29 protein-coding genes and 4 tRNA genes are annotated in these 26,494 nt (G+C 55.2%); all 33 read right to left on the bottom strand.

Going from position 1 to position 26,494, the window contains the following annotated elements; translation table 11 throughout:
* Positions 1-8: 8 nt before the first annotated feature.
* The 33 genes from rplX to birA all read right to left on the bottom strand — a co-directional run bounded on the left by rplX (position 9) and on the right by birA (position 26,293).
* The gene (gene rplX / locus JKA62_RS24435) at positions 9-323 is read right to left on the bottom strand and encodes a 50S ribosomal protein L24 (RefSeq protein WP_003186046.1); all 315 of its coding nucleotides are present in this window, start codon (positions 321-323) and stop codon (positions 9-11) included.
* Positions 324-334: 11 nt separating this feature from the next.
* A complete protein-coding gene (rplN, locus tag JKA62_RS24430; protein ID WP_002555479.1) occupies positions 335-703 on the bottom strand; it encodes a 50S ribosomal protein L14 in 369 nt (122 codons plus the stop codon).
* A 23-nt stretch (positions 704-726) separates the two neighbouring features.
* Entirely contained in the window at positions 727-993 is a 267-nt protein-coding gene (gene rpsQ, locus JKA62_RS24425) for a 30S ribosomal protein S17 (protein WP_003194644.1), read from the bottom strand.
* Between the two features lie 2 nt (positions 994-995).
* Positions 996-1,187, bottom strand: coding sequence for a 50S ribosomal protein L29 (rpmC, locus tag JKA62_RS24420; protein ID WP_002555481.1), 192 nt, complete (start codon positions 1,185-1,187; stop codon positions 996-998).
* The gene (rplP, locus tag JKA62_RS24415) at positions 1,187-1,600 is read right to left on the bottom strand and encodes a 50S ribosomal protein L16 (protein ID WP_003228729.1); all 414 of its coding nucleotides are present in this window, start codon (positions 1,598-1,600) and stop codon (positions 1,187-1,189) included. Before rplP ends, rpmC begins: the two co-directional genes overlap by 1 nt.
* Positions 1,601-1,612: 12 nt before the next feature.
* Positions 1,613-2,299, bottom strand: coding sequence for a 30S ribosomal protein S3 (gene rpsC / locus JKA62_RS24410; RefSeq protein WP_003176422.1), 687 nt, complete (start codon positions 2,297-2,299; stop codon positions 1,613-1,615).
* 13 nt (positions 2,300-2,312) lie between these two features.
* Positions 2,313-2,645, bottom strand: a complete 333-nt coding sequence (gene rplV, locus JKA62_RS24405) for a 50S ribosomal protein L22 (protein ID WP_003103908.1) — start codon at positions 2,643-2,645, stop codon at positions 2,313-2,315.
* Between the two features lie 11 nt (positions 2,646-2,656).
* The gene (gene rpsS / locus JKA62_RS24400) at positions 2,657-2,932 is read right to left on the bottom strand and encodes a 30S ribosomal protein S19 (RefSeq protein ID WP_011336172.1); all 276 of its coding nucleotides are present in this window, start codon (positions 2,930-2,932) and stop codon (positions 2,657-2,659) included.
* 16 nt (positions 2,933-2,948) lie between these two features.
* Entirely contained in the window at positions 2,949-3,773 is an 825-nt protein-coding gene (gene rplB, locus JKA62_RS24395; protein WP_003186055.1) for a 50S ribosomal protein L2, read from the bottom strand.
* A 14-nt stretch (positions 3,774-3,787) separates the two neighbouring features.
* Complete coding sequence (rplW, locus tag JKA62_RS24390) at positions 3,788-4,087, bottom strand: 50S ribosomal protein L23 (RefSeq protein ID WP_002555488.1); 300 nt, start codon at positions 4,085-4,087, stop codon at positions 3,788-3,790.
* A complete protein-coding gene (rplD, locus tag JKA62_RS24385) occupies positions 4,084-4,686 on the bottom strand; it encodes a 50S ribosomal protein L4 (RefSeq protein WP_003228735.1) in 603 nt (200 codons plus the stop codon). Before rplD ends, rplW begins: the two co-directional genes overlap by 4 nt.
* Positions 4,687-4,698: 12 nt before the next feature.
* Positions 4,699-5,334 (bottom strand): 50S ribosomal protein L3, encoded by a 636-nt coding sequence (gene rplC / locus JKA62_RS24380; RefSeq protein WP_007955641.1) that lies wholly within the window; start codon positions 5,332-5,334, stop codon positions 4,699-4,701.
* An 80-nt stretch (positions 5,335-5,414) separates the two neighbouring features.
* Positions 5,415-5,726: a 30S ribosomal protein S10 gene (rpsJ, locus tag JKA62_RS24375; protein WP_003186070.1), complete on the bottom strand. Its 312-nt coding sequence runs from the start codon at positions 5,724-5,726 to the stop codon at positions 5,415-5,417.
* A gap of 157 nt (positions 5,727-5,883) precedes the next feature.
* The gene (gene tuf, locus JKA62_RS24370; protein WP_010220303.1) at positions 5,884-7,077 is read right to left on the bottom strand and encodes an elongation factor Tu; all 1,194 of its coding nucleotides are present in this window, start codon (positions 7,075-7,077) and stop codon (positions 5,884-5,886) included.
* Between the two features lie 31 nt (positions 7,078-7,108).
* Positions 7,109-9,214 carry an elongation factor G gene (gene fusA, locus JKA62_RS24365; RefSeq protein WP_011336173.1) on the bottom strand — a complete coding sequence of 702 codons (2,106 nt, stop codon included), beginning with the start codon at positions 9,212-9,214 and terminating at the stop codon, positions 7,109-7,111.
* Positions 9,215-9,244: 30 nt separating this feature from the next.
* Positions 9,245-9,718, bottom strand: coding sequence for a 30S ribosomal protein S7 (rpsG, locus tag JKA62_RS24360; RefSeq protein ID WP_007957592.1), 474 nt, complete (start codon positions 9,716-9,718; stop codon positions 9,245-9,247).
* Positions 9,719-9,826: 108 nt separating this feature from the next.
* On the bottom strand, positions 9,827-10,198 hold the full coding sequence (gene rpsL / locus JKA62_RS24355; protein ID WP_003186084.1) for a 30S ribosomal protein S12: 372 nt from the start codon (positions 10,196-10,198) through the stop codon (positions 9,827-9,829).
* A 215-nt stretch (positions 10,199-10,413) separates the two neighbouring features.
* Entirely contained in the window at positions 10,414-14,613 is a 4,200-nt protein-coding gene (gene rpoC, locus JKA62_RS24350) for a DNA-directed RNA polymerase subunit beta' (RefSeq protein ID WP_007957594.1), read from the bottom strand.
* Positions 14,614-14,676: 63 nt separating this feature from the next.
* A complete protein-coding gene (gene rpoB, locus JKA62_RS24345) occupies positions 14,677-18,750 on the bottom strand; it encodes a DNA-directed RNA polymerase subunit beta (RefSeq protein ID WP_007957595.1) in 4,074 nt (1,357 codons plus the stop codon).
* Positions 18,751-18,970: 220 nt separating this feature from the next.
* Positions 18,971-19,336: a 50S ribosomal protein L7/L12 gene (rplL, locus tag JKA62_RS24340; RefSeq protein WP_007957596.1), complete on the bottom strand. Its 366-nt coding sequence runs from the start codon at positions 19,334-19,336 to the stop codon at positions 18,971-18,973.
* Between the two features lie 79 nt (positions 19,337-19,415).
* On the bottom strand, positions 19,416-19,916 hold the full coding sequence (gene rplJ / locus JKA62_RS24335; protein ID WP_011336174.1) for a 50S ribosomal protein L10: 501 nt from the start codon (positions 19,914-19,916) through the stop codon (positions 19,416-19,418).
* Positions 19,917-20,114: 198 nt separating this feature from the next.
* On the bottom strand, positions 20,115-20,810 hold the full coding sequence (gene rplA, locus JKA62_RS24330; RefSeq protein ID WP_011336175.1) for a 50S ribosomal protein L1: 696 nt from the start codon (positions 20,808-20,810) through the stop codon (positions 20,115-20,117).
* On the bottom strand, positions 20,810-21,241 hold the full coding sequence (rplK, locus tag JKA62_RS24325; protein ID WP_003228756.1) for a 50S ribosomal protein L11: 432 nt from the start codon (positions 21,239-21,241) through the stop codon (positions 20,810-20,812). The genes rplA and rplK overlap by 1 nt, the downstream gene beginning before the upstream one ends.
* 117 nt (positions 21,242-21,358) lie before the next feature.
* Complete coding sequence (gene nusG / locus JKA62_RS24320; protein WP_007957598.1) at positions 21,359-21,892, bottom strand: transcription termination/antitermination protein NusG; 534 nt, start codon at positions 21,890-21,892, stop codon at positions 21,359-21,361.
* A gap of 9 nt (positions 21,893-21,901) precedes the next feature.
* Positions 21,902-22,270: a preprotein translocase subunit SecE gene (secE, locus tag JKA62_RS24315; protein WP_007957600.1), complete on the bottom strand. Its 369-nt coding sequence runs from the start codon at positions 22,268-22,270 to the stop codon at positions 21,902-21,904.
* A 45-nt stretch (positions 22,271-22,315) separates the two neighbouring features.
* Positions 22,316-22,391 (bottom strand) — tRNA-Trp (locus JKA62_RS24310).
* Positions 22,392-22,444: 53 nt separating this feature from the next.
* Positions 22,445-23,638: an elongation factor Tu gene (gene tuf / locus JKA62_RS24305; protein ID WP_010220303.1), complete on the bottom strand. Its 1,194-nt coding sequence runs from the start codon at positions 23,636-23,638 to the stop codon at positions 22,445-22,447.
* Positions 23,639-23,723: 85 nt separating this feature from the next.
* Positions 23,724-23,799 (bottom strand) — tRNA-Thr (locus JKA62_RS24300).
* A gap of 26 nt (positions 23,800-23,825) precedes the next feature.
* Positions 23,826-23,899, bottom strand: a tRNA-Gly gene (locus JKA62_RS24295).
* Between the two features lie 25 nt (positions 23,900-23,924).
* Positions 23,925-24,009: transfer RNA gene (locus JKA62_RS24290), tRNA-Tyr, on the bottom strand.
* Positions 24,010-24,152: 143 nt separating this feature from the next.
* Positions 24,153-24,593 carry a hypothetical protein gene (locus tag JKA62_RS24285; RefSeq protein ID WP_011336176.1) on the bottom strand — a complete coding sequence of 147 codons (441 nt, stop codon included), beginning with the start codon at positions 24,591-24,593 and terminating at the stop codon, positions 24,153-24,155.
* Positions 24,594-24,600: 7 nt separating this feature from the next.
* Positions 24,601-25,350 (bottom strand): pantothenate kinase, encoded by a 750-nt coding sequence (locus tag JKA62_RS24280; RefSeq protein WP_011336177.1) that lies wholly within the window; start codon positions 25,348-25,350, stop codon positions 24,601-24,603.
* The gene (birA, locus tag JKA62_RS24275; RefSeq protein ID WP_011336178.1) at positions 25,340-26,293 is read right to left on the bottom strand and encodes a bifunctional biotin--[acetyl-CoA-carboxylase] ligase/biotin operon repressor BirA; all 954 of its coding nucleotides are present in this window, start codon (positions 26,291-26,293) and stop codon (positions 25,340-25,342) included. The genes JKA62_RS24280 and birA overlap by 11 nt, the downstream gene beginning before the upstream one ends.
* Between the last annotated feature and the right edge of the window lie 201 nt (positions 26,294-26,494).

Here is a 26,494-nt window from a genome sequence, read left to right as displayed (position 1 = left end):
AGCAGTGTTCAAGCATCAACCGCTTTTTGGGTCGACTTGAAGACACGAATTTTCTTACCGTCTTCTACTTTGAAACCAACGCGGTCAGCCTTGTTGGTTTCGCCGTTGAAGATGGCGACGTTGGAAGCGTGCAGTGGCGCTTCTTTCTCGACGATACCGCCCTGTACGCCCGACATCGGGTTAGGCTTGGTATGACGCTTGACCAGGTTCAGACCACCAACAACCAGACGGTTGTCAGCAAGAACCTTCAGCACCTTACCGCGCTTACCTTTGTCTTTGCCGGCGATCACGATGATCTCGTCGTCACGACGAATCTTTTGCATGTCGGATCTCCTTACAGCACTTCTGGGGCGAGCGAGACGATCTTCATGAACTTCTCAGTACGAAGCTCACGGGTCACTGGCCCAAAGATACGGGTGCCGATCGGCTCTTGCTTGTTGTTCAGAAGAACAGCAGCGTTGCCATCAAAGCGGATAATGGAGCCATCAGCACGACGTACGCCGTGACGAGTGCGGACTACAACAGCAGTCATCACTTGGCCTTTTTTCACCTTACCGCGAGGAATTGCTTCCTTCACGGTAACTTTGATGATGTCACCGATACCAGCGTAACGACGATGGGAGCCACCCAGCACCTTGATGCACATAACGCGGCGAGCGCCGCTGTTATCGGCCACATCGAGCATGGATTGAGTCTGAATCATATAATTTCTCCGACCCCTAGCCCTTAGACTTCCACAGCGCGTTCGAGAACATCAACCAGCGCCCAAGACTTGGTCTTGGCCATCGGACGAGTTTCACGAATAGTGACTTTGTCGCCGATGTGGCACTGGTTGGTTTCGTCGTGCGCGTGCAGCTTAGTCGAACGCTTAACGTATTTACCGTAGATCGGGTGCTTAACGCGACGCTCGATCAGAACGGTGATGGTTTTGTCCATCTTGTCGCTGACAACACGGCCAGTCAGCGTACGGACAGTTTTTTCGGCTTCAGCCATGATCACTTACCTGCCTGCTGGTTGAGCACAGTCTTCACGCGAGCGATGTCACGCTTAACTTGCGAGAGCAGATGAGACTGCCCCAACTGGCCAGTTGCTTTCTGCATGCGCAGATTGAACTGGTCGCGCAGCAAGCCGAGCAGTTGCTCGTTCAGCTGCTGTGCGGATTTTTCACGAAGTTCATTCGCTTTCATCACATCACCGTCCGTTTAACAAAGGAGGTGGCGAGCGGCAGCTTTGCAGCAGCCAGGGCGAAAGCCTCACGCGCCAGCTCTTCAGAAACACCCTCGATTTCATACAGGACTTTGCCTGGCTGAATCTGGGCAACCCAGTACTCCACGTTACCCTTACCTTTACCCATACGAACCTCGAGAGGCTTTTTGGAGATCGGCTTGTCCGGGAATACACGGATCCAGATCTTGCCGCCACGTTTTACGTGACGGGTCAGAGCACGACGCGCTGACTCGATCTGACGAGCGGTGAGACGACCACGAGCTACAGACTTCAGCGCGAACTCGCCGAAGCTGACTTTGCTACCGCGCAGTGCCAGACCACGGTTGTGGCCGGTCATCTGCTTGCGGAACTTCGTACGCTTAGGTTGCAACATTTGGCGTACCCCTTACTTAGCAGCTTTTTTACGAGGCGCTGGTGCTTGTGGCTTCAGCTCTTCTTGGCGACCACCAATTACTTCGCCTTTGAAGATCCAAACCTTTACACCGATCACACCGTAAGTGGTGTGAGCTTCGTAGTTGGCATAGTCGATGTCGGCACGCAGGGTGTGCAGTGGCACACGACCTTCGCGATACCATTCAGTACGTGCGATTTCAGCACCGCCGAGACGACCGCTCACTTGGATTTTGATGCCTTTGGCACCAATGCGCATGGCGTTCTGTACAGCGCGCTTCATGGCGCGACGGAACATTACACGACGCTCCAGCTGCTGAGCTACGCTCTGCGCAACCAGCATACCGTCGAGCTCCGGCTTGCGGATCTCTTCGATATTGATGTGCACAGGCACACCCATTTGCTTGGTCAGGTCCTGACGCAGTTTCTCAACATCTTCACCTTTCTTCCCGATAACGATACCTGGACGAGCGGTGTGGATGGTGATGCGTGCAGTTTGGGCCGGACGATGGATATCGATACGGCTTACGGACGCGCTTTTTAGTTTGTCTTGGAGGTATTCACGCACCTTCAGATCAGCGAACAAGTAGTCCGCATAAGTCCGACCGTCTGCGTACCAGACGGAGGTGTGCTCCTTGACGATTCCCAGGCGAATGCCAATGGGATGTACTTTCTGACCCATCTCTTCGACTCCGTTACTTGTCAGCAACCTTGACAGTGATATGGCAAGACCGCTTGACGATGCGATCAGCACGGCCTTTGGCACGTGGCATGATGCGCTTCAGCGAACGCCCTTCGTTGACGAAAACGGTGCTGACCTTCAGGTCATCAACGTCTGCGCCTTCGTTATGCTCGGCGTTGGCTACGGCCGACTCCAGCACTTTTTTCATGATCTCGGCGGCTTTCTTACTGCTGAAAGCCAACAGGTTGAGCGCTTCGCCCACCTTCTTCCCGCGGATCTGGTCGGCGACCAAGCGGGCTTTCTGGGCGGAGATTCGAGCGCCCGACAACTTAGCGGCTACTTCCATTTCCTTACCCCTTAACGCTTGGCTTTCTTGTCTGCCACGTGCCCGCGATAGTTGCGGGTACCGGCGAACTCGCCCAGTTTGTGGCCGACCATGTCTTCGTTTACGAGAACTGGGACGTGCTGACGACCGTTGTGTACTGCGATGGTCAGACCGACCATTTGTGGCAGGATCATCGAACGACGCGACCAAGTCTTAATTGGTTTGCGATCGTTCTTTTCCGCCGCCACTTCGATCTTCTTCAGTAGGTGAAGATCAATAAAAGGACCTTTTTTCAGAGAACGTGGCACTGTCGTATCCCTCTATTTACTTGCGACGACGGACGATCATTTTGTCGGTACGCTTATTACCACGAGTCTTCGCGCCCTTAGTCGGGAAGCCCCATGGCGATACCGGATGACGACCACCAGAGGTACGACCTTCACCACCACCATGTGGGTGGTCAACCGGGTTCATGGCAACACCACGAACGGTTGGGCGAACGCCACGCCAGCGTTTGGCACCAGCTTTACCCAGCGAACGCAGGCTGTGCTCGGAGTTCGAGACTTCGCCCAGGGTCGCACGGCACTCAGCCAGTACTTTACGCATTTCACCGGAACGCAGACGCAGGGTCACGTAAACGCCTTCACGAGCGATCAGCTGAGCCGAAGCACCAGCGGAACGAGCGATTTGTGCGCCCTTACCTGGCTTCAGTTCGATGCCGTGTACGGTGCTACCAACTGGAATGTTGCGCAGTTGCAGAGCGTTGCCCGGCTTGATCGGTGCCAGAGCACCTGCGATCAGCTGGTCGCCAGCGCTCACGCCTTTAGGGGCGATGATGTAGCGACGCTCGCCATCTGCGTACAGCAGCAGAGCGATGTGAGCAGTACGGTTTGGATCGTATTCGATACGCTCGACAGTGGCAGCGATGCCATCTTTGTCGTTGCGACGGAAGTCGACCAGACGATAATGCTGCTTATGACCACCACCAATGTGACGAGTGGTAATACGGCCATTGTTGTTACGACCACCAGACTTCGACTTTTTCTCGAGCAGCGGTGCGTGAGGAGCGCCTTTATGCAGCTCCTGGTTGACCACCTTGACCACAAAACGGCGGCCAGGGGAAGTCGGTTTGCATTTAACGATTGCCATGATGCACCCCTTCCTTACTCAGCACTGCTGCTGAAATCGAGATCTTGGCCTGGCTGAAGGGAGATAACTGCCTTCTTCCAGTCATTACGCTTGCCCAGACCGCGAGCGGTGCGCTTACTCTTACCCAGAACGTTCAGGGTAGTAACACGCTCAACTTTCACGCTGAACAGGCTTTCGACGGCCTTCTTGATTTCCAGCTTGGTTGCGTCAGTAGCAACCTTGAAAACGAACTGGCCTTTCTTGTCTGCCAGAACCGTAGCCTTCTCGGAAACGTGCGGGCCAAGCAGAACTTTAAATACGCGTTCCTGGTTCATCCCAGCAGCTCCTCGAATTTCTTCACGGCCGACACGGTGATCAACACCTTGTCGTATGCGATCAGACTAACTGGATCGGAACCTTGCACGTCACGTACATCTACGTGCGGCAGGTTGCGAGCAGCCAGGTACAGGTTCTGATCAACAGCGTCCGACACGATCAGAACGTCGGTCAGGCTCATGTTGTTCAGTTTGCCCAGCAGGTCTTTGGTTTTCGGAGTTTCAACTGCGAAATCCTGAACCACGACCAGACGATCAGTACGCACCAGCTCAGCAAGGATGGAACGCATTGCTGCGCGGTACATCTTCTTGTTCAGCTTCTGGGAGTGATCCTGTGGACGAGCTGCGAAAGTGGTGCCGCCGCCGCGCCAGATTGGGCTACGGATAGTACCGGCACGAGCACGGCCAGTACCTTTCTGACGCCATGGGCGCTTACCGCCACCACGAACGTCGGAACGGGTCTTTTGCTGCTTGCTACCTTGACGGCCGCCGGCCATGTAGGCCACGACTGCTTGGTGAACCAGCGTCTCGTTGAATTCGCCGCCAAATGTCAGTTCGGAAACTTCGATCGCTTGAGCGTCATTTACATTTAATTGCATGTCAGCTTCCCCTTAACCGCGAGCCTTGGCTGCTGGACGTACAACCAGGTTGCCGCCAGTAGCGCCAGGAACAGCACCCTTGACCAGCAACAGATTGCGTTCAGCGTCCACGCGCACTACTTCCAGGGACTGCACGGTCACGCGCTCAGCGCCCATATGACCGGACATTTTTTTGCCCTTGAATACACGACCAGGAGTCTGGCACTGGCCGATAGAGCCTGGGACGCGGTGGGATACGGAGTTACCGTGGGTGTTATCTTGCCCGCGGAAATTCCAACGCTTGATCGTACCCTGGAAGCCTTTACCTTTGGACTGACCGGTTACATCAACCAGTTGACCAGCAGCGAAGATTTCAGCGTTGATCAGATCGCCGGCCTGGTACTCGCCTTCTTCAAGGCGGAATTCCATTACGGTACGACCAGCGGCAACGTTCGCCTTGGCGAAGTGGCCAGCCTGAGCAGCTGTTACACGGGAAGCACGACGCTCGCCGACAGTGACTTGCACTGCACGATAGCCATCGGTTTCTTCAGTTTTGAACTGGGTGACGCGATTCGGCTCGATCTCAATGACCGTGACCGGAATGGAGACACCTTCTTCGGTGAAAATACGGGTCATACCCGCTTTACGACCGACTACACCAATAGTCATGTTGTAAACCTCATGAGTGTACGGGGCTTTCACCCGCTATGGCCGCCCATTTCAGAGCGTTACACGACCAAGACCGAGTCTTAGCCGAGGCTGATCTGCACTTCCACACCGGCCGCAAGATCAAGCTTCATAAGTGCATCAACGGTTTTATCCGTTGGCTGGACGATGTCCAGAACACGCTTATGAGTGCGGATCTCGTACTGGTCACGCGCGTCTTTGTTGACGTGCGGGGAAACCAGAACGGTGAACCGCTCTTTACGGGTAGGCAGTGGAATTGGACCACGCACTTGAGCACCAGTACGTTTCGCGGTTTCCACGATTTCCTGGGTTGATTGGTCGATCAGGCGATGGTCAAAAGCCTTCAACCTGATACGGATTTGCTGATTTTGCATTGGATTTCAGACTCCGGCTGCTATTCCCACCGGGCGCAATACGCCCGTTAAAAGGAGGCGCAATTCTATAGACGCCCCAGATAGGTGTCAACCCAATAAAAAAGCCCCCGCTAAGCGGGGGCTTTTTCAACTCATCAAAGCTGACTCAATAAAGAGATCACTCGATGATTTTAGCTACGACGCCAGCACCAACGGTACGGCCGCCTTCACGGATTGCGAAACGCAGACCGTCTTCCATAGCGATGGTTTTGATCAGGGTAACAGTCATCTGAATGTTGTCACCTGGCATTACCATTTCAACGCCTTCTGGCAGCTCGCAGTTACCGGTCACGTCAGTAGTACGGAAGTAGAACTGTGGACGATAGCCTTTGAAGAACGGAGTGTGACGACCGCCTTCTTCCTTGCTCAGAACGTAAACTTCTGCGGTGAACTTGGTGTGCGGCTTAACCGAACCCGGCTTAACCAGAACCTGACCACGCTCAACGTCGTCACGCTTGGTACCACGCAGCAGAACGCCGCAGTTCTCGCCAGCACGACCTTCGTCCAGCAGCTTGCGGAACATCTCAACACCGGTGCAGGTGGTGGTGGTGGTGTCACGCAGACCAACGATTTCCAGGGCGTCTTGAACGCGAACGATACCGCGCTCGATACGACCGGTCACAACAGTACCGCGACCCGAGATCGAGAACACGTCTTCGATTGGCATCAGGAATGGCTTGTCGATAGCACGCTCTGGCTCTGGGATGTAGCTATCCAGAGTTTCCACCAGCTTCTTAACAGCGGTGGTGCCCATTTCGTTGTCGTCTTTGCCTTCCAGCGCCATACGAGCCGAACCGATGATGATCGGAGTGTCGTCGCCTGGGAAGTCGTAGGTGGACAGCAGGTCGCGAACTTCCATCTCAACCAGTTCCAGCAGCTCAGCGTCGTCTACCAGGTCAGCCTTGTTCAGGAAAACCACGATGTACGGAACGCCTACCTGACGGGACAGCAGGATGTGCTCACGAGTTTGTGGCATCGGACCATCAGCGGCCGAGCAAACCAGGATCGCGCCGTCCATCTGCGCAGCACCAGTGATCATGTTCTTCACGTAGTCAGCGTGACCTGGGCAGTCAACGTGAGCGTAGTGACGAATGTTCGAGTTGTACTCAACGTGCGCGGTGTTGATGGTGATACCGCGAGCTTTTTCTTCTGGAGCGCTGTCGATCTTGTCGAATTCAACTACGGCCGAACCGAAAACTTCGGAGCAGACGCGAGTCAGAGCAGCGGTCAGAGTGGTTTTACCGTGGTCAACGTGGCCGATGGTGCCAACGTTTACGTGCGGTAGGGAACGATCAAATTTTTCTTTAGCCACGACAATTAACTCCTAGCCTAAAGGGGCTGAATCAGCCTTGTTTTTTGGTAACGGATTCGACGATGTGCGACGGAGCCGTATCGTATTTTTTGAATTCCATAGAGTAGCTTGCGCGACCCTGGGACATGGAGCGAACGTCGGTCGCATAACCGAACATCTCACCCAGTGGAACTTCGGCACGGATAACCTTGCCGGACACTGTGTCTTCCATACCCTGGATCATGCCGCGACGACGGTTAAGGTCGCCCATCACATCACCCATATAGTCTTCAGGCGTAACAACCTCTACCGCCATGATCGGCTCGAGCAACTCACCACCGCCCTTCTGGGCCAGTTGCTTGGTCGCCATGGAAGCAGCCACTTTAAACGCCATCTCGTTGGAGTCGACGTCGTGGTAAGAACCATCGAACACGGTAGCCTTCAGGCCGATCAGCGGATAGCCGGCAACAACGCCGTTCTTCATCTGCTCTTCGATACCCTTCTGGATAGCCGGGATGTATTCCTTAGGAACCACACCACCCACTACTTCGTTCAGGAATTGCAGACCTTCCTGACCTTCGTCAGCAGGAGCAAAGCGAATCCAGCAGTGACCGAACTGACCACGACCGCCGGACTGACGAACGAACTTGCCTTCGATTTCGCAGTTCTTCGTGATGCGCTCACGGTACGAAACCTGTGGCTTGCCGATGTTGGCTTCGACGTTGAACTCACGGCGCATCCGGTCAACCAGGATGTCCAGGTGCAACTCGCCCATGCCGGAGATGATCGTCTGACCAGTCTCTTCATCAGTCTTAACGCGGAAAGACGGGTCTTCCTGAGCAAGTTTGCCCAGAGCGATACCCATTTTTTCCTGGTCATCCTTGGTCTTAGGCTCTACGGCAACCGAAATAACCGGCTCCGGGAAGTCCATGCGAACCAGGATGATTGGCTTGTCAGCGTTGCAGAGGGTTTCACCAGTGGTGACGTCCTTCATGCCGATCAGGGCCGCGATGTCGCCAGCGCGCACTTCCTTGATCTCTTCACGGGCGTTTGCGTGCATTTGCACCATACGACCAACGCGCTCTTTCTTGCCCTTAACCGAGTTGATCACGCCGTCGCCGGAGTTCAACACGCCCGAGTAAACACGGACGAAGGTCAAGGTACCCACGAATGGGTCGGTAGCGATCTTGAACGCCAGGGCCGCGAACGGCTCGTCGTCGCTTGCATGACGCTCCATCTCTTCTTCCTCGTTATCAGGGTTGGAACCCTTGATAGCAGGAATGTCGGTCGGAGCAGGCAGGAAGTCGATAACGGCGTCGAGAACCAGGGGAACGCCCTTGTTCTTGAACGAAGAACCGCAAACAGCCAGAACGATTTCGCCGGCGATAGTACGTTGACGCAGAGCAGCCTTGATCTCGGCGATCGACAGCTCTTCACCTTCCAGGTACTTGTTCATCAGCTCTTCGCTGGCTTCGGCGGCGGCTTCAACCATGTTGTTGCGCCATTCTTCAGCCAGTTCAAGCATGTCCGCAGGGATCTCCTTGCGAACCGGAACCATACCCTTGTCAGAGTCGTTCCAGTAGACAGCTTGCATGTTGATCAGGTCGATCTGGCCCTGGAAGTTATCTTCCGAACCGATAGCCAGCTGGATCGGCACCGGAGTGTGACCCAGACGCTGTTTGATCTGACCGATCACGCGCAGGAAGTTGGCACCAGCACGGTCCATCTTGTTTACGTAAACAAGACGTGGAACGCCGTATTTGTTGGCCTGACGCCATACGGTTTCCGACTGAGGCTCAACACCCGAAGTACCGCAGAACACAACGACCGCGCCGTCGAGTACGCGCAGGGAACGCTCTACTTCAATGGTGAAGTCTACGTGGCCCGGGGTATCGATTACGTTGAAGCGATGTTCGTGTGGGTACTGCTTCTCGGAACCTTTCCAGAAGGCGGTAATGGCAGCAGAAGTAATGGTAATACCACGCTCCTGCTCCTGAACCATCCAGTCCGTGGTCGCGGCGCCGTCATGCACCTCGCCCATTTTGTGACTTTTGCCAGTGTAAAAAAGGACGCGCTCGGTGGTGGTGGTTTTACCAGCATCCACGTGAGCGACGATACCGATGTTACGGTAGCGACTAATCGGAGTAGTACGAGCCATAAAGCCCTCGCAAAATTAGTGAAGCTAAAATTAGAAGCGGTAGTGCGAGAAAGCTTTGTTAGCTTCGGCCATACGGTGCACGTCTTCACGCTTCTTAACAGCAGCACCTTTACCTTCAGCAGCATCCAGCAGTTCGCCAGCCAAGCGCAGAGCCATGGACTTCTCGCCGCGCTTGCGGGCGAAGTCTACCAACCAGCGCATTGCCAGAGCGTTACGACGGGACGGACGAACCTCGACCGGAACCTGGTAAGTAGCACCACCAACGCGGCGCGACTTCACTTCGACCAGCGGAGCGATGGCGTCGAGTGCTTTTTCGAAGAGTTCCAGGGGATCGGTGCCGGTCTTGCGAGCCGCAACGGTTTCCAGGGCACCATAAACGATACGCTCGGCAACGGCTTTCTTGCCGCTTTCCATAACGTGGTTCATGAATTTGGCGAGGATTTGGCTTCCGTATTTCGGATCGTCCAGAATCTCACGCTTTGCTGCTACGCGACGTCTTGGCATTGATAAGCCCTCAAACGGTCTTCAGGTTAGCTCGGGACAGATCCAGTGGATGCGCGCCCGACCTTACTCTTATCGACTCAATAAAATGAAAATCTGCAAAACGGCCGATTACTTCGGACGCTTGGTACCGTACTTCGAACGACCCTGGTTACGGCCTTTAACGCCGGAAGTATCCAAGGAGCCGCGAACGGTGTGGTAACGAACACCTGGCAAGTCTTTTACACGACCGCCGCGGATCAGTACCACGCTGTGCTCTTGCAGGTTGTGGCCTTCACCACCGATGTACGAGGAAACCTCGAAACCGTTGGTCAGACGCACACGGCATACTTTACGCAGTGCCGAGTTAGGTTTTTTCGGCGTAGTGGTGTACACACGGGTGCACACGCCACGACGTTGCGGGCAGTTCTGCAGCGCAGGCACGTCGGATTTCTCGACGATACGCTTACGCGGCTGACGTACCAGCTGGTTGATAGTTGCCATCTACTAGCTCCACTGTTGTCTTGCGACGCTATTGTCTTGCAAGAAAAGCAAAATGGCAGGAACGAATTCCCGCCAAATTTAGGGGATCAAGAGTCTAAAGAGGATCTTGTCCCCAGTCAAGGCAAGGCCCCGACCTCCCCGCTCGTCGAACCTCGACAAATTGTCTCGACTCGATGAACGGCTTGATCAGGGCCTCAGCTCATTTTTCGCAGAACTCAGTTACCGCTCGAGTTCAGCGCTTCGGTCAGTGCAGCTTCCACTTCACTGGCGCTTACGCGCAACGGCTTGTCTGCATCACGACGACGCTTGCGCTCGCTGTGATAAGCCAGACCGGTACCGGCCGGGATCAGACGACCCACGACCACGTTTTCTTTCAGGCCGCGCAGGTAATCGCGCTTGCCGGTTACCGCCGCCTCGGTCAGCACGCGGGTGGTTTCCTGGAAGGAAGCCGCCGAGATGAACGATTCGGTCGACAACGACGCCTTGGTGATACCCAGCAGAACGCGGGTGAACTTGGAGACAAACTTGTCTTCCGCGTTCAGACGCTCGTTCTCTACCAGAACGTGAGTCAGTTCCATCTGGTCGCCCTTGATGAAGCTGGAATCGCCAGACTCGGAGATCTCAACCTTACGCAGCATCTGACGCAGGATGGTCTCGATGTGCTTGTCGTTGATCTTCACGCCTTGCAGACGGTAAACGTCCTGGATCTCGTTGACGATGTACTTGGCCAGCGCACTCACACCCAGCAGACGCAGGATGTCGTGCGGATCGCTCGGACCGTCGGAGATAACTTCGCCGCGGTTTACCTGCTCGCCTTCGAACACGTTCAGGTGACGCCACTTCGGAATCAGCTCTTCATACGGATCACTACCGTCGTTCGGGGTAATGACCAGACGGCGCTTGCCCTTGGTCTCTTTACCGAACGCGATGGTGCCGCTGACTTCAGCCAGAATCGACGCTTCTTTCGGACGACGGGCTTCGAACAGGTCTGCAACACGCGGCAGACCACCGGTGATGTCACGGGTTTTCGAAGTTTCTTGCGGGATACGAGCGATAACATCACCGATCGCAATCTTCGCACCGTCCGCAACACCGACCAGGGCGTTGGCTGGCAGGAAGTACTGAGCGATAACGTCAGTGCCTGGCAGCAACAGATCCTTGCCGTTGTCATCAACCATCTTCACCGCAGGACGAATGTCCTTGCCGGCAGCCGGACGGTCTTTGGCATCGAGTACTTCAATGTTGGTCATACCGGTCAATTCGTCAGTCTGACGCTTGATCGTGATGCCTTCTTCCATGCCCACGTAGGTCACGGTACCTTTCATTTCGGTAACGATCGGGTGAGTGTGCGGATCCCACTTGGCCACGATTGCGCCAGCGTCGACCTTGTCACCTTCTTTAACCGAAATCACGGCACCGTACGGCAGCTTGTAACGCTCGCGCTCACGACCGAAGTCGTCAGCGATTGCCAGCTCACCGGAACGGGACACAGCAACCAGGTTGCCATCCACACGCTCAACGTGTTTCAGGTTGTGCAGACGGACGGTACCGCCATTCTTCACCTGAACGCTGTCGGCTGCGGAAGTACGGCTTGCCGCACCACCGATGTGGAACGTACGCATCGTCAGCTGGGTACCCGGCTCACCGATGGACTGGGCAGCGATAACGCCGACTGCTTCACCGATGTTCACCTGGTGACCACGAGCGAGATCACGGCCGTAGCACTTGGCGCAAATGCCATAGCGGGTTTCGCAGCTGATCGGCGAACGCACGATCACTTCGTCGATGCTGTTCAGCTCGATGAACTCGACCCACTTCTCGTCTACCAGAGTGCCAGCAGGAACGATGACGTCCTCGGTACCCGGCTTGAATACGTCACGGGCAATGACACGACCCAATACGCGCTCACCCAACGGCTCTACAACGTCACCGCCTTCAATGTGCGGAGTCATCAGCAGACCGTGTTCGGTGCCGCAATCGATCTCGGTCACGACCAGATCCTGCGCCACGTCTACCAGACGACGAGTCAGGTAACCGGAGTTCGCAGTTTTCAACGCGGTATCCGCCAGACCTTTACGAGCACCGTGAGTCGAGATGAAGTACTGGAGTACGCTCAGACCTTCACGGAAGTTCGCAGTAATCGGCGTTTCAATGATGGAACCGTCCGGCTTGGCCATCAGACCACGCATACCGGCCAGCTGACGAATCTGTGCTGCGGAACCCCGCGCACCCGAGTCTGCCATCATGTACATCGAGTTGAACGATTCTTGCTCGACTTCGTCGCCGTGACGGTCGATGACTTTCTCTTTCGAGAGGTTGGCCATCATCGCCTTGGAGACTTCGTCGTTCGCTTTCGACCAAAGGTCGATCACTTTGTTGTACTTCTCGCCCTGGGTTACCAGGCCGGAGGCGTACTGGCTCTCGATTTCTTTCACTTCGTCGGTGGCAGCACCGATGATGCGGGCTTTTTCATCCGGGATAACGAAATCGTTAACACCGATGGAAACGCCGGAAATGGTCGAATAGGCAAAACCGGTGTACATCAACTGGTCAGCGAAGATCACGGTCTCTTTCAGACCAACCACGCGGTAGCACTGGTTGATCAGCTTGGAGATCGCCTTTTTCTTCATCGGCAGGTTGACGACGTCGAACGACAGACCTTTTGGCACAACCTGAAACAGCAGCGCACGGCCGACAGTGGTGTCGACGATACGAGTGTTGTTCACGCTGTTGCCGTCACGATCGTTCACGGTTTCGTTGATACGAACCTTGATCTTGGCGTGCAGTGCGGCTTCGCCGGCACGGAACACACGGTCAACTTCCTGCAGATCCGCGAACACACGACCTTCGCCCTTGGCGTTGATCGCTTCACGAGTCATGTAGTACAGACCCAATACAACGTCCTGCGACGGAACGATGATTGGCTCACCGTTGGCTGGCGACAGAATGTTGTTGGTCGACATCATCAACGCACGCGCTTCGAGCTGGGCTTCCAGCGTCAGCGGCACGTGCACGGCCATTTGGTCGCCGTCGAAGTCAGCGTTGTACGCGGCGCAGACCAGAGGGTGCAGCTGGATAGCCTTACCTTCGATCAGTACCGGTTCAAACGCCTGGATACCCAGACGGTGAAGGGTCGGTGCACGGTTGAGAAGAACCGGGTGTTCGCGAATCACTTCAGCGAGAACATCCCAAACCTCTGGCAGTTCGCGCTCGACCATTTTCTTGGCCGCTTTGATGGTGGTCGCCAGACCACGCATTTCCAGCTTGCCGAAAATGAACGGTTTGAACAGCTCGAGAGCCATCTTCTTCGGCAGACCGCACTGATGCAGACGCAGGGTCGGACCTACGGTAATTACCGAACGACCCGAGTAGTCAACACGCTTACCGAGCAAGTTCTGACGGAAACGACCTTGCTTACCCTTGATCATGTCAGCCAGGGATTTCAGAGGACGCTTGTTCGAACCGGTGATAGCGCGGCCACGACGACCGTTGTCGAGCAGTGCATCGACAGCTTCCTGCAACATACGCTTTTCGTTGCGCACGATGATGTCAGGAGCGGACAGATCCAGCAGGCGCTTCAAACGGTTGTTACGGTTGATCACTCGACGATACAGATCGTTGAGGTCGGAAGTCGCGAAACGACCGCCATCCAGCGGGACCAGTGGACGCAGATCTGGCGGCAGAACCGGCAGAACGGTCAGCACCATCCACTCTGGCAGGTTGCCGGAACCCTGGAAGGCTTCCATCAACTTCAGACGCTTGGACAGCTTCTTGATCTTGGTTTCGGAGTTGGTTTGCGGAATTTCTTCACGCAGACGGCCAATCTCGTGTTCCAGGTCGATAGCGTGCAGCAGTTCACGGACAGCCTCAGCACCCATACGGGCGTCGAAATCGTCACCGAATTCTTCCAGCGCTTCGAAGTACTGCTCGTCGTTCAGCAGCTGACCTTTTTCAAGAGTGGTCATGCCTGGGTCGATAACGACATAGCTCTCGAAATAGAGAACGCGTTCGATATCACGCAGGGTCATGTCCATCAGCAGGCCGATACGGGACGGCAGCGATTTCAGGAACCAGATGTGGGCAACCGGCGAAGCCAGTTCGATGTGCGCCATGCGCTCACGACGAACCTTGGCCAGTGCAACTTCAACGCCGCACTTCTCGCAGATCACACCACGGTGCTTCAAGCGCTTGTACTTACCGCACAGGCACTCGTAATCCTTTACCGGGCCAAAGATCTTGGCGCAGAACAGACCGTCACGCTCAGGTTTGAACGTACGGTAGTTGATGGTTTCCGGCTTTTTAACTTCACCGAACGACCACGAGCGGATCATCTCAGGCGAGGCCAATCCGATACGGATGGCGTCGAACTCTTCGACTTGACCCTGGTTTTTCAGCAAATTCAGTAGGTCTTTCAAGGCCTTTCCTCCTGGCGGAGCAGAGAGCGGGCAGTCCTGCCCCGCTCTCGATCGCGTCACGTGTTATTCGGTTTCCAGATCGATATCGATGCCGAGGGAACGAATTTCCTTGATCAACACGTTGAAGGACTCGGGCATGCCCGGCTCCATACGGTGATCGCCGTCCACGATGTTTTTGTACATCTTGGTCCGGCCGTTCACATCGTCCGACTTCACTGTGAGCATTTCTTGCAGAGTGTAAGCAGCACCGTATGCTTCCAGTGCCCAGACCTCCATCTCCCCGAAACGCTGACCACCGAACTGCGCCTTACCACCCAGCGGCTGCTGGGTAACCAGGCTGTACGAACCGGTAGAACGCGCGTGCATCTTGTCGTCTACCAAGTGGTTCAGCTTCAGCATGTACATGTAGCCAACGGTAACTGGACGCTCGAACTTGTTGCCGGTACGGCCGTCGGTCAGCTGCATCTGGCCGCTTTCTGGCAGGTCTGCCAGTTTCAGCATGGCCTTGATTTCGCTTTCCTTGGCACCGTCGAACACTGGAGTGGCCATTGGAACACCGCCACGCAGGTTCTTCGCCAGATCCAGGATTTCCTGATCGGAGAAGCTGTCCAGATCTTCGTTACGACCGCCGATCTGGTTGTAGATCTCGTCCAGGAAGGTACGCAGTTCAGCGACTTTGCGCTGCTCTTCGACCATCCGGTTGATCTTCTCGCCCAGACCTTTGGCCGCGAGGCCCAGGTGGGTTTCAAGGATCTGACCAACGTTCATACGCGAAGGTACGCCCAGCGGGTTGAGGACCACGTCGACCGGGGTGCCATTGGCATCGTGCGGCATGTCTTCAACCGGCATGATCACGGAGACCACACCTTTGTTACCGTGACGACCGGCCATCTTGTCGCCCGGCTGGATGCGACGACGGATTGCCAGGTAAACCTTGACGATCTTCAGCACGCCTGGAGCCAGGTCATCGCCCTGCTGCAGTTTGCGCTTCTTGTCTTCGAACTTGTCGTCCAGCAGACGGCGACGATCAACGATGTAGGCCTGAGCCTTCTCGAGCTGCTCGTTCAGAGCATCTTCAGCCATGCGCAGTTTGAACCACTGACCATGCTCAAGACCGTCGAGTACTTCGTCGGTGATGTCCTGACCTTTCTTCAGGCCGGCGCCGCCTTCAGCCTTGTGGCCTACCAGAGCGGAACGCAGACGCTCGAAGGTCGCGCCTTCAACGATGCGGAACTCTTCGTTCAGATCCTTGCGGATCTCGTCCAGCTGGGACTTCTCGATCGACAGTGCACGAGCATCACGCTCAACGCCGTCACGCGTGAAGACCTGTACGTCGATGACAGTGCCTTTGGTGCCCGTTGGCACGCGCAGGGAAGTGTCTTTAACGTCGCTGGCTTTTTCACCGAAGATTGCGCGCAGCAGTTTTTCTTCCGGAGTCAGTTGGGTCTCGCCTTTCGGAGTGACCTTGCCTACCAGGATGTCGCCTGCGCCAACTTCAGCACCTACGTAAACGATACCGGCTTCGTCCAGCTTGTTCAGCGCAGCTTCACCCACGTTCGGGATGTCCGCAGTGATTTCCTCTGGGCCAAGCTTGGTGTCACGGGCCACACAGGTCAGTTCCTGAATGTGGATCGTGGTGAAGCGGTCTTCCTGCACCACACGCTCGGAAAGGCAGATGGAGTCTTCGAAGTTGAAGCCGTTCCATGCCATGAACGCGATGCGCATGTTCTGACCCAGAGCCAGCTCACCCATGTCGGTGGACGGGCCGTCGGCCATGATGTCGCTACGCTGAACGCGATCACCTTTGCTCACCAGCGGACGCTGGTTGATGCAGGTGTTCTGGTTCGAGCGGGTGTATTTGGTCAGGTTGTAGATGTCGACACCAGCTTCGCCGGTTTCAACTTCGTCATCAGCAACACGAACCACGATACGGCTGGCATCAACGGAGTCGATCACGCCGCCACGACGAGCCACGACGCAAACGCCGGAGTCGCGAGCCACGTTACGCTCCATGCCGGTACCGACCAGCGGCTTGTCAGCACGCAGGGTTGGTACAGCCTGACGCTGCATGTTCGAACCCATCAACGCACGGTTGGCGTCGTCATGCTCGAGGAACGGAATCAGCGACGCTGCAACAGAAACTACCTGCTTCGGCGAAACGTCCATCAAGGTGACGTCTTCCGGCGCCTTGACGGTGAATTCGTTCAGGTGACGCACGGCCACCAGTTCATCGATCAGGACTTTCTGCTCGTTCATGGTCGCCGAAGCCTGCGCGATCACGTGATCAGCTTCTTCAATGGCGGACAGGAACACGATGTCGTCGGTGACCACACCCTCTTTCACCACGCGGTACGGGCTCTCGAGGAAGCCGTACTGGTTGGTGCGAGCGTAAGCAGCCAGGGAGTTGATCAGCCCGATGTTCGGACCTTCCGGCGTTTCAATCGGGCAGACACGACCATAGTGAGTCGGGTGTACGTCACGGACTTCGAAGCCCGCGCGCTCACGAGTCAGACCGCCAGGGCCGAGTGCAGAGACACGACGCTTGTGGGTGATCTCGGACAGCGGGTTGTTCTGGTCCATGAACTGCGACAGCTGGCTGGAACCGAAGAACTCTTTCACCGCCGCAGCCACTGGCTTGGCGTTGATCAGATCTTGCGGCATCAGGCCTTCGCTTTCAGCCATCGACAGACGCTCTTTGACCGCACGCTCAACACGTACCAGGCCAACGCGGAACTGGTTCTCGGCCATTTCGCCTACGCAGCGAACACGACGGTTACCCAGGTGGTCGATGTCGTCGACGATGCCTTTACCGTTACGGATGTCGACCAGAGTCTTCAGTACCGCGACGATGTCTTCCTTGCACAGCACGCCCGAACCTTCGATCTCGGTACGACCGATACGACGGTTGAACTTCATCCGGCCGACCGCAGACAGGTCATAGCGCTCAGGACTGAAGAACAGGTTGTTGAACAGGGTCTCGGCAGCGTCTTTGGTTGGCGGTTCACCCGGACGCATCATGCGATAGATCTCGACCAGCGCTTCCAATTGGTTACTGGTGGAGTCGATCTTCAGCGTGTCGGAGACGAACGGACCGCAGTCGATGTCGTTGGTGTACAGAGTTTCGATGCGTACGACGCCGGCCTTGGCGATTTTCGCCAGGATCTCGGTCGAAAGCTCGGTGTTGCACTCTGCCAGGATCTCACCGGTAGCCGGGTGCACGATGGCCTTGGCGGTGGTACGACCCAGAACGTAGTCCAGAGGCACGTCCAGCTCTTTGATCCCGGCTTTTTCCAGCTGGTTGATGTGGCGGGCAGTAATACGACGGCCCTGCTCAACGATCACCTTGCCTTTGTCGTCCTGGATATCGAGAACCGCAACTTCACCACGCAGACGCTGAGGTACCAGCTCCAGGCTCAGGCCTTCGCCTTTCACGTGGAATACGTTGGTAGTGTAGAACGCGTCCAGCACTTCCTCGGTGGTATAACCGAGCGCGCGCAGCAGTACCGAGGCCGGCAGCTTGCGACGACGGTCGATACGCACGAATACGCAGTCTTTCGGGTCGAACTCGAAGTCCAGCCACGAACCGCGGTAAGGAATGATGCGCGCGGAGTACAGCAGCTTGCCGGAGCTGTGCGTCTTGCCACGGTCGTGGTCGAAGAACACGCCCGGGGAACGGTGCAGCTGGGAAACGATAACACGCTCGGTACCGTTGATTACGAAGGTACCGTTCTCAGTCATCAATGGGATTTCACCCATGTAGACTTCTTGCTCTTTGATGTCCTTGATCGCTTTGTTCGACGATTCTTTGTCGAAAATGATCAGGCGCACTTTTACCCGCAAAGGTACGGCGAAAGTTACACCGCGCAATACGCATTCTTTGACATCAAATGCCGGTTCGCCCAGGCGATAACCGACGTACTCCAGCGCAGCATTGCCGGAGTAGCTGATGATCGGGAAAACGGATTTGAAGGCCGCATGCAGGCCCACGTCGCGGAACTGATCTTTAGTCGCTCCCGCTTGCAAGAATTCACGATACGAATCCAGCTGGATGGCCAGGAGGTAAGGCACATCCATGACGTCCGGCAACTTGCTAAAGTCCTTGCGGATACGTTTTTTCTCAGTATATGAGTAAGCCATCAGCGTTCCCCAGCTTGGTCACCTGCTTGTTTGGCCCCTCCCGACGGGAGCAGCCAGAAAATCGTGCAAACCCCATGGTTTGCGCCACCGCATCGGGTGGTTACAGCTCGTTATCGACACCGACCCAGTCGGCTGCCAATAACGGAAAAAGGCCGGTGGCAAGAGCCACCAGCCATCAGCCTGTCGCTTGACGCTCGGGCTGGAGGAGCAAAGTCGATGCTTACTTCAGCTCGACTTTAGCGCCTGCTTCTTCCAGCTTCTTCTTAGCGTCTTCAGCAGCTTCTTTCGAAACGCCTTCAGCTACAACCTGAGGAGCGCCGTCGACTTTCTCTTTGGCTTCTTTCAGGCCCAGACCGGTCAGTTCACGAACTGCCTTGATCACGTTTACTTTCTTCTCGCCGGCTTCAACCAGAACAACGTTGAACTCGGTTTGCTCTTCAACAACAGCGGCAGCAGCAGCTGGACCAGCAGCAGCAACAGCAGCGGTCACGCCGAAGGTTTCTTCCATTGCTTTGATCAGCTCAACAACTTCCAGAACGGTTTTCTGGCCGATTGCTTCGATGATTTGTTCGTTAGTCAGAGACATGACTCAATTCCTGATTTGGTGGACAGCCTGTACGGCCGTCGAAATAAACAAAAATACGCGAGAGTGGAAACGCTCAGCCTCAGGCTGCAGCTGCTTCTTTCTGATCGCGAATTGCCGCCAGAGTACGAGCCAGCTTGCTGGTAGCGCCTTGAATCACGCTCATCAGTTTCGCAATAGCTTCGTCGCGAGTTGGCAGGCTTGCCAGCACGTCGATCTCATTCGCTGCGAGGAACTTGCCCTCGAACGAAGCTGCCTTGATCTCGAACTTATCCTGACCCTTGGCAAATTCCTTGAACAGACGAGCAGCAGCGCCCGGGTGTTCGTTGGAGAATGCGATCAGGGTCGGGCCAGTGAACGCGTCGTTCAGCACTTCATACGAAGTGCCAGCAACAGCGCGCTTGAGCAGGGTGTTACGTACAACACGTACGTAAACGCCAGCTTCACGAGCCTCTTTACGGAGTCCGGTCATTGCGCCTACTGTTACGCCACGTGCATCAACCACGACAGCGGACAGAGCGACTTTGGCAGCCTCGTTGACTTCAGCGACGATGGCCTTCTTGTCTTCGAGATTAATTGCCACGGGTTTAACTCCTGCTTGTTACCGTTTCATCCGATCGAAACCGAATGTCGTTTTGGTGTCTGATTCGGTAAGGAACCGGGAGCACCATCTGCGTAGGCTTGAGGTTTAAGACTTGCGCCGCCTACGGTCTTGGATAGCCCCCGCCAGGCAGGGACCCCAATCTTTCAATTGGCGCAGTCAACTGCGCCAATTTTTGTCTTACGCGTCCAGCGAGCTCTGGTCGATGACCAGACCTGGGCCCATAGTGGTGCTCAGGGTAACGCGCTTGACATAGATACCTTTCGAAGAAGCTGGCTTGATACGCTTCAGATCAGCGATCAGGGCTTCAACGTTTTCCTTCAGCTTGACGGCATCGAAGCCGATCTTGCCAACGGAAGTGTGGATGATGCCGTTTTTGTCGGTGCGATAACGAACCTGACCAGCCTTGGCATTTTTGACCGCGGTAGCGACGTCTGGGGTAACAGTGCCGACTTTCGGGTTAGGCATCAGACCACGTGGACCGAGGATCTGACCCAGTTGACCTACAACGCGCATGGCATCCGGGGATGCGATAACTACGTCATAGTTCAGGTCGCCGCCTTTCATTTCGGCAGCCAGCTCATCCATACCTACACGGTCAGCGCCGGCAGCCAGAGCGGCCTCAGCAGCTGGACCCTGGGTGAACACAGCAACGCGAACAGTCTTGCCAGTGCCGTGTGGCAGCACAGTAGCGCTACGAACGACCTGGTCAGATTTACGCGGGTCTACGCCCAGGTTTACAGCTACGTCGAACGACTCGACGAATTTGGCAGCTGGCAGCGAAGCCAGCAGAGTTGCGGCCTCTTCGAAGTTGTAGGACTTGCCCGCTTCGATTTTTTCAGCGATAGCCTTTTGGCGCTTGGTCAGCTTAGCCATTACACACCCTCCACGTTAAGGCCCATGCTACGAGCAGAACCGGCGATAGTGCGCACGGCTGCATCCATATCAGCTGCAGTCAGATCCGCGTTTTTGGTTTTCGCGATTTCTTCCAGCTGAGCACGGGTAACAGTGCCAACCTTAACGGTGTTCGGACGAGCGGAACCGCTGGTCAGACCGGCCGCCTTCTTCAGCAGAACCGAAGCAGGGGTGGATTTGGTTTCGAAAGTGAAGCTACGGTCGCTGTAGACAGTGATGATCACCGGAGTCGGCAGACCAGCTTCCAGACCCTGGGTACGGGCGTTGAAAGCTTTGCAGAATTCCATGATGTTCACGCCGTGCTGACCCAGAGCAGGACCAACAGGTGGGCTTGGGTTAGCCTGAGCGGCCTTCACTTGCAGCTTGATGTAAGCGGTAATCTTCTTGGCCATGAGGCACTCCAATTACGGGTTCGAACGCCTCGAAAGGCTCCCCGGTTACTTGCGCGTTTATCCCAGTGACGACAAAACCCCACAGCCTAGGGCTGCGGGGTTGGGATGCTTGCTCAGTTAGACCTTTTCGACCTGACTGAACTCCAACTCTACCGGAGTAGAGCGTCCGAAAATGAGCACTGCCACTTGGATCCGGCTCTTTTCGTAATTAACTTCTTCAACAACACCGTTAAAGTCAGCAAACGGACCGTCGTTGACTCGAACGGTTTCGCCTGGTTCAAACAACGTCTTCGGCTTCGGCTTGTCGCTACCGTCAGCAACGCGACGCAGAATCGCCTCAGCTTCTTTATCAGTGATTGGCGCTGGCTTATCAGCAGTACCGCCGATAAAACCCATCACCCGAGGAGTATCCTTGACCAAGTGCCAAGTACCCTCGTTCATATCCATCTGAACCAGCACATAACCTGGGAAGAATTTGCGCTCGCTTTTGCGTTTCTGGCCATTACGCATTTCAACCACTTCTTCAGTGGGAACCAGAATTTCGCCGAAGCCATCTTCCATGCCAGCCAGCTTTACGCGCTCGATCAACGAACGCATGACATGCTTCTCGTAACCCGAGTAAGCATGCACAACGTACCAACGCTTAGCCACGGGACACCCTTAGCCGACAATCAAGGAAACAAGCCAGCCGAGCAGGGAATCAAGCCCCCACAACAGCAACGCCATAACCAGAACAACAGCCACAACGATAAGCGTGGTCTGTGTCGTTTCTTGGCGAGTTGGCCATACGACTTTACGAATCTCGGTGCGAGCTTCCTTAACCAGTACAAAGAAAGACTTGCCCTTGGCAGTCTGCAGACCTACAAAGGCAGCTACAGCAGCAATGACAAGCAATGCGAGTACGCGGTACAGGATCGGCGAAGCAGCGTAATACTGATTGCCGACAACGCCAACAATTACCAAAGCGACTACGACGAGCCACTTGAGCAAATCGAAGCGAGAGCCTTGAGCTTCAGCTTTAGGAGTCATCTATGAAGATCCTGTGAAAAGAAAGCCAGACACACCGAGTGAATCTGGCAGGTCAGGAGGGAATCGAACCCCCAACCTACGGTTTTGGAGACCGTCGCTCTGCCAATTGAGCTACTGACCTAAAACAAAATCAGGCCGACCATTATGCCGGCCTGAAAAAGACATTACAACTGTTTACTCGATGATCTTGGCTACGACGCCAGCACCAACGGTACGGCCGCCTTCACGGATTGCGAAACGCAGACCGTCTTCCATAGCGATGGTTTTGATCAGGGTAACAGTCATCTGAATGTTGTCACCTGGCATTACCATTTCAACGCCTTCTGGCAGCTCGCAGTTACCGGTCACGTCAGTAGTACGGAAGTAGAACTGTGGACGATAGCCTTTGAAGAACGGAGTGTGACGACCGCCTTCTTCCTTGCTCAGAACGTAAACTTCTGCGGTGAACTTGGTGTGCGGCTTAACCGAACCCGGCTTAACCAGAACCTGACCACGCTCAACGTCGTCACGCTTGGTACCACGCAGCAGAACGCCGCAGTTCTCGCCAGCACGACCTTCGTCCAGCAGCTTGCGGAACATCTCAACACCGGTGCAGGTGGTGGTGGTGGTGTCACGCAGACCAACGATTTCCAGGGCGTCTTGAACGCGAACGATACCGCGCTCGATACGACCGGTCACAACAGTACCGCGACCCGAGATCGAGAACACGTCTTCGATTGGCATCAGGAATGGCTTGTCGATAGCACGCTCTGGCTCTGGGATGTAGCTATCCAGAGTTTCCACCAGCTTCTTAACAGCGGTGGTGCCCATTTCGTTGTCGTCTTTGCCTTCCAGCGCCATACGAGCCGAACCGATGATGATCGGAGTGTCGTCGCCTGGGAAGTCGTAGGTGGACAGCAGGTCGCGAACTTCCATCTCAACCAGTTCCAGCAGCTCAGCGTCGTCTACCAGGTCAGCCTTGTTCAGGAAAACCACGATGTACGGAACGCCTACCTGACGGGACAGCAGGATGTGCTCACGAGTTTGTGGCATCGGACCATCAGCGGCCGAGCAAACCAGGATCGCGCCGTCCATCTGCGCAGCACCAGTGATCATGTTCTTCACGTAGTCAGCGTGACCTGGGCAGTCAACGTGAGCGTAGTGACGAATGTTCGAGTTGTACTCAACGTGCGCGGTATTGATGGTGATACCGCGAGCTTTTTCTTCTGGAGCGCTGTCGATCTTGTCGAATTCAACTACGGCCGAACCGAAAACTTCGGAGCAGACGCGAGTCAGAGCAGCGGTCAGCGTGGTCTTACCGTGGTCTACGTGACCGATGGTGCCAACGTTGACGTGCGGCAGGGAACGATCAAATTTTTCCTTAGCCATCGATATCACCCCTAACAGAAGAAATTGAGCAAACGACACGAGCCATTAAAACAAAGGCAGATATTTTCATATCTGCCTTGTTATATGGAGCTCTTGAGCGGATTTGAACCGCTGACCTCACCCTTACCAAGGGTGTGCTCTACCAACTGAGCTACAAGAGCGTAACACTTTGCACAACCTGCAAACTTGGAGCGGGTAGCGGGAATCGAACCCGCATCATCAGCTTGGAAGGCTGAGGTTCTACCACTAAACTATACCCGCGGAGCTTGCAGCTCACGCTAAAATCTGGTGGAGGGAGAAGGATTCGAACCTTCGAAGTCGTAGACGTCAGATTTACAGTCTGATCCCTTTGGCCGCTCGGGAACCCCTCCTAATCAGGCCGGCATTCTATACCATGCCAAACCTCTGTCAAGCATTTTCTCATTTAAAAACCTGAGGTTAGCTGCATTGACACCACCCCACTGCATCAACCTTTTCAGGTCTTCGCTGTGGAGCGGGCGCCATTCTATGCAAACTATTCCGCAGGTGCAACCCCCTCGCACAGCATTATTTTATGTTTTAACTCATTGAATTCCTTGGAAAGGTTTTGTAGCTGAGCATCACCCAGCAAACGCTGGGTTTCGGGCGTAATCTGGAACCAATATGAGCCGCCGGAAGACTCTTTTGACGAAGGAAGAGCTTTTGCTCCAAGCTCCGTCAAACGCTGTTCCAACACCTGAGCAGACTCAGGTAGACCCAAGCCGCCTATATATAGGCACTGCCCATCAGGCTTTCCCCCAGTCCTTTTTTCACGGGAAGCATCACCTCCAGCCTCACTCAACAGGCGAATATCCTGTTGCGAGCCACGATAAAGACTGAGCGGCGTGACATCCTTTGCGCGCAGAGGGGCCTCCTGCTGATGCCAGACGTAATAAAACACATTGAGTACCAGAAGCAGGAGGAACAACCAACGCATACAAACCTCAGGACAAAGGACACGCCATAGCCAAACCCACGAACACCAAATCGGAAACAACCCGAGCCTCAGGCGCGACATCCGAGACCAGCTCCGCATCACCACCGGTGATGAAGACTCGGTAGTCATCACCCCAGTAGGAACGCGCCATCTCCAACTGCGTCAACACGAATCCTCTGAGCATCAACGAACAGCCACGCTCTACAGCCTCAACTGTATTGCGCCCCGGAGCCTGGCTCGTCAATGCCCGCTCCGCCGCGAGATCTCCATAGCGAATTTTTCGAGTATGGGTACGCAGTTGATTACGCATCAGCGGCATGCCGGGACAAATGAAGCCTCCCAAATGCTCACCGTCCGCGGAGATAAAATCGGCGGTCACCGCCGTCCCGAAATCTAGAACCAGACAAGCCCCTTTAGCCAGGTGAAAACCACCAAGCATCGCAAGCCAACGATCGAGGCCAAGGCGCTCATAATCGTCGTAACCATTCTTTACGCCGGACATCTCGCGAGCGGGCGCCGCACAGACAACGGAAATGCCGAACTCCTGCTTAAGCAAGCCAATAAGCAAATTGGTCTCATCTTCAGTTCTTACGCTAACAAGGCGACATTTGACGAGAGATACCTTCTCAAGCGACCTTAGATTGTCGACCAAGGCGCCATCAGAGTCGACCACTCCTTCCGCGATCAAGGCTCCCGCCTCAGCCCGCAGCACACGCCACTTGATAAAGCTGTTTCCACAATCAAGCTCAAGAATCATCACGCAACCTCAAGCTGAGCTCACCACCACTAAAGACTTTTTCCACACCGTCTACCTTTAGCCGCAGTGCGCCTTGATTATCGATTCCCAGCACCACACCATCTACTTGATTGACCCCCGCAGTGAGAGAAACCGGCTGCCCCTGCCACAAATGGCTCGCCTCCCACTCCGCCCGAAGCACAGAGAAGCCGCCCGATTGGTGACGCTGCAAATAGAGTTGCAGCTGCTTACTCAGCTCAACCGCCAGAATATTGCGATCACAAGATTTACCCGACTCCAGACGCATTGAAGTCCATTGCTGATCGACTTCATCTGTAGCTTGCATGTTCACATTAATGCCTATGCCCAACACTACATGACACACGTCTGCCGGATCGCCAACCAGCTCCAACAGGATCCCGGCGATTTTTTTTCGCCCGACCAATACATCATTGGGCCATTTCAGCCCTGCACCTGGCACCCCAAGCGCATGCAAGGCCTGCATGACCGCGAGACCAACAACAAGACTTAACCCCTCAAGCTGACGCATCCCACCATCGATGCGCAACACGAGGCTGTAATAGAGGTTTTCAGCAAACGGACTCACCCATTTACGCCCCCTGCGCCCACGCCCTGATCTTTGGAGCTCGGCCAGTACAAGAAAGGGAGCCGCCCGCCCCCGATCCACCGCGCGCAACGATTCAGCATTAGTAGAGTCGACGGAATCAAAGATACTGACAGACCAGCCAGGAAGACTTTCCGCTATCTCGAGCGAGTCAAGCAAAGTCAATGGCGAGGCTAATTGATAGCCCCGCCCCCGGACTTTATGTATGGATAACCCAAGCTCAGCCTCCAGGTGCTGAAGCTGCTTCCACACCGCACTTCGACTAATTCCCAGGGCAGCCCCCAGAGCCTGACCGGAATGGAATCGACCATCCTTCAGAAGGTTCAACAACGTCAGCATGCAGGTCTCGCCTCAGAATGAGGCCCGAATAATAGCCATGCACCGGGCCGCTGCATAGAATTCAAACAATCCAATTTCCTGCGGGCAAAACAAAACCCCAACTGCTTTCGCAATTGGGGTTTCGGAATTTGATCTTGACGATGACCTACTCTCACATGGGGAAACCCCACACTACCATCGGCGATGCATCGTTTCACTTCT

It is taken from the genome of Pseudomonas sp. B7 (genome assembly GCF_016735645.1).
Classification (GTDB): domain Bacteria; phylum Pseudomonadota; class Gammaproteobacteria; order Pseudomonadales; family Pseudomonadaceae; genus Aquipseudomonas; species Aquipseudomonas glycinae.
Note: the sequence above shows the minus strand (reverse complement) of the source record. Positions and strands in the feature narration are given on the sequence as shown.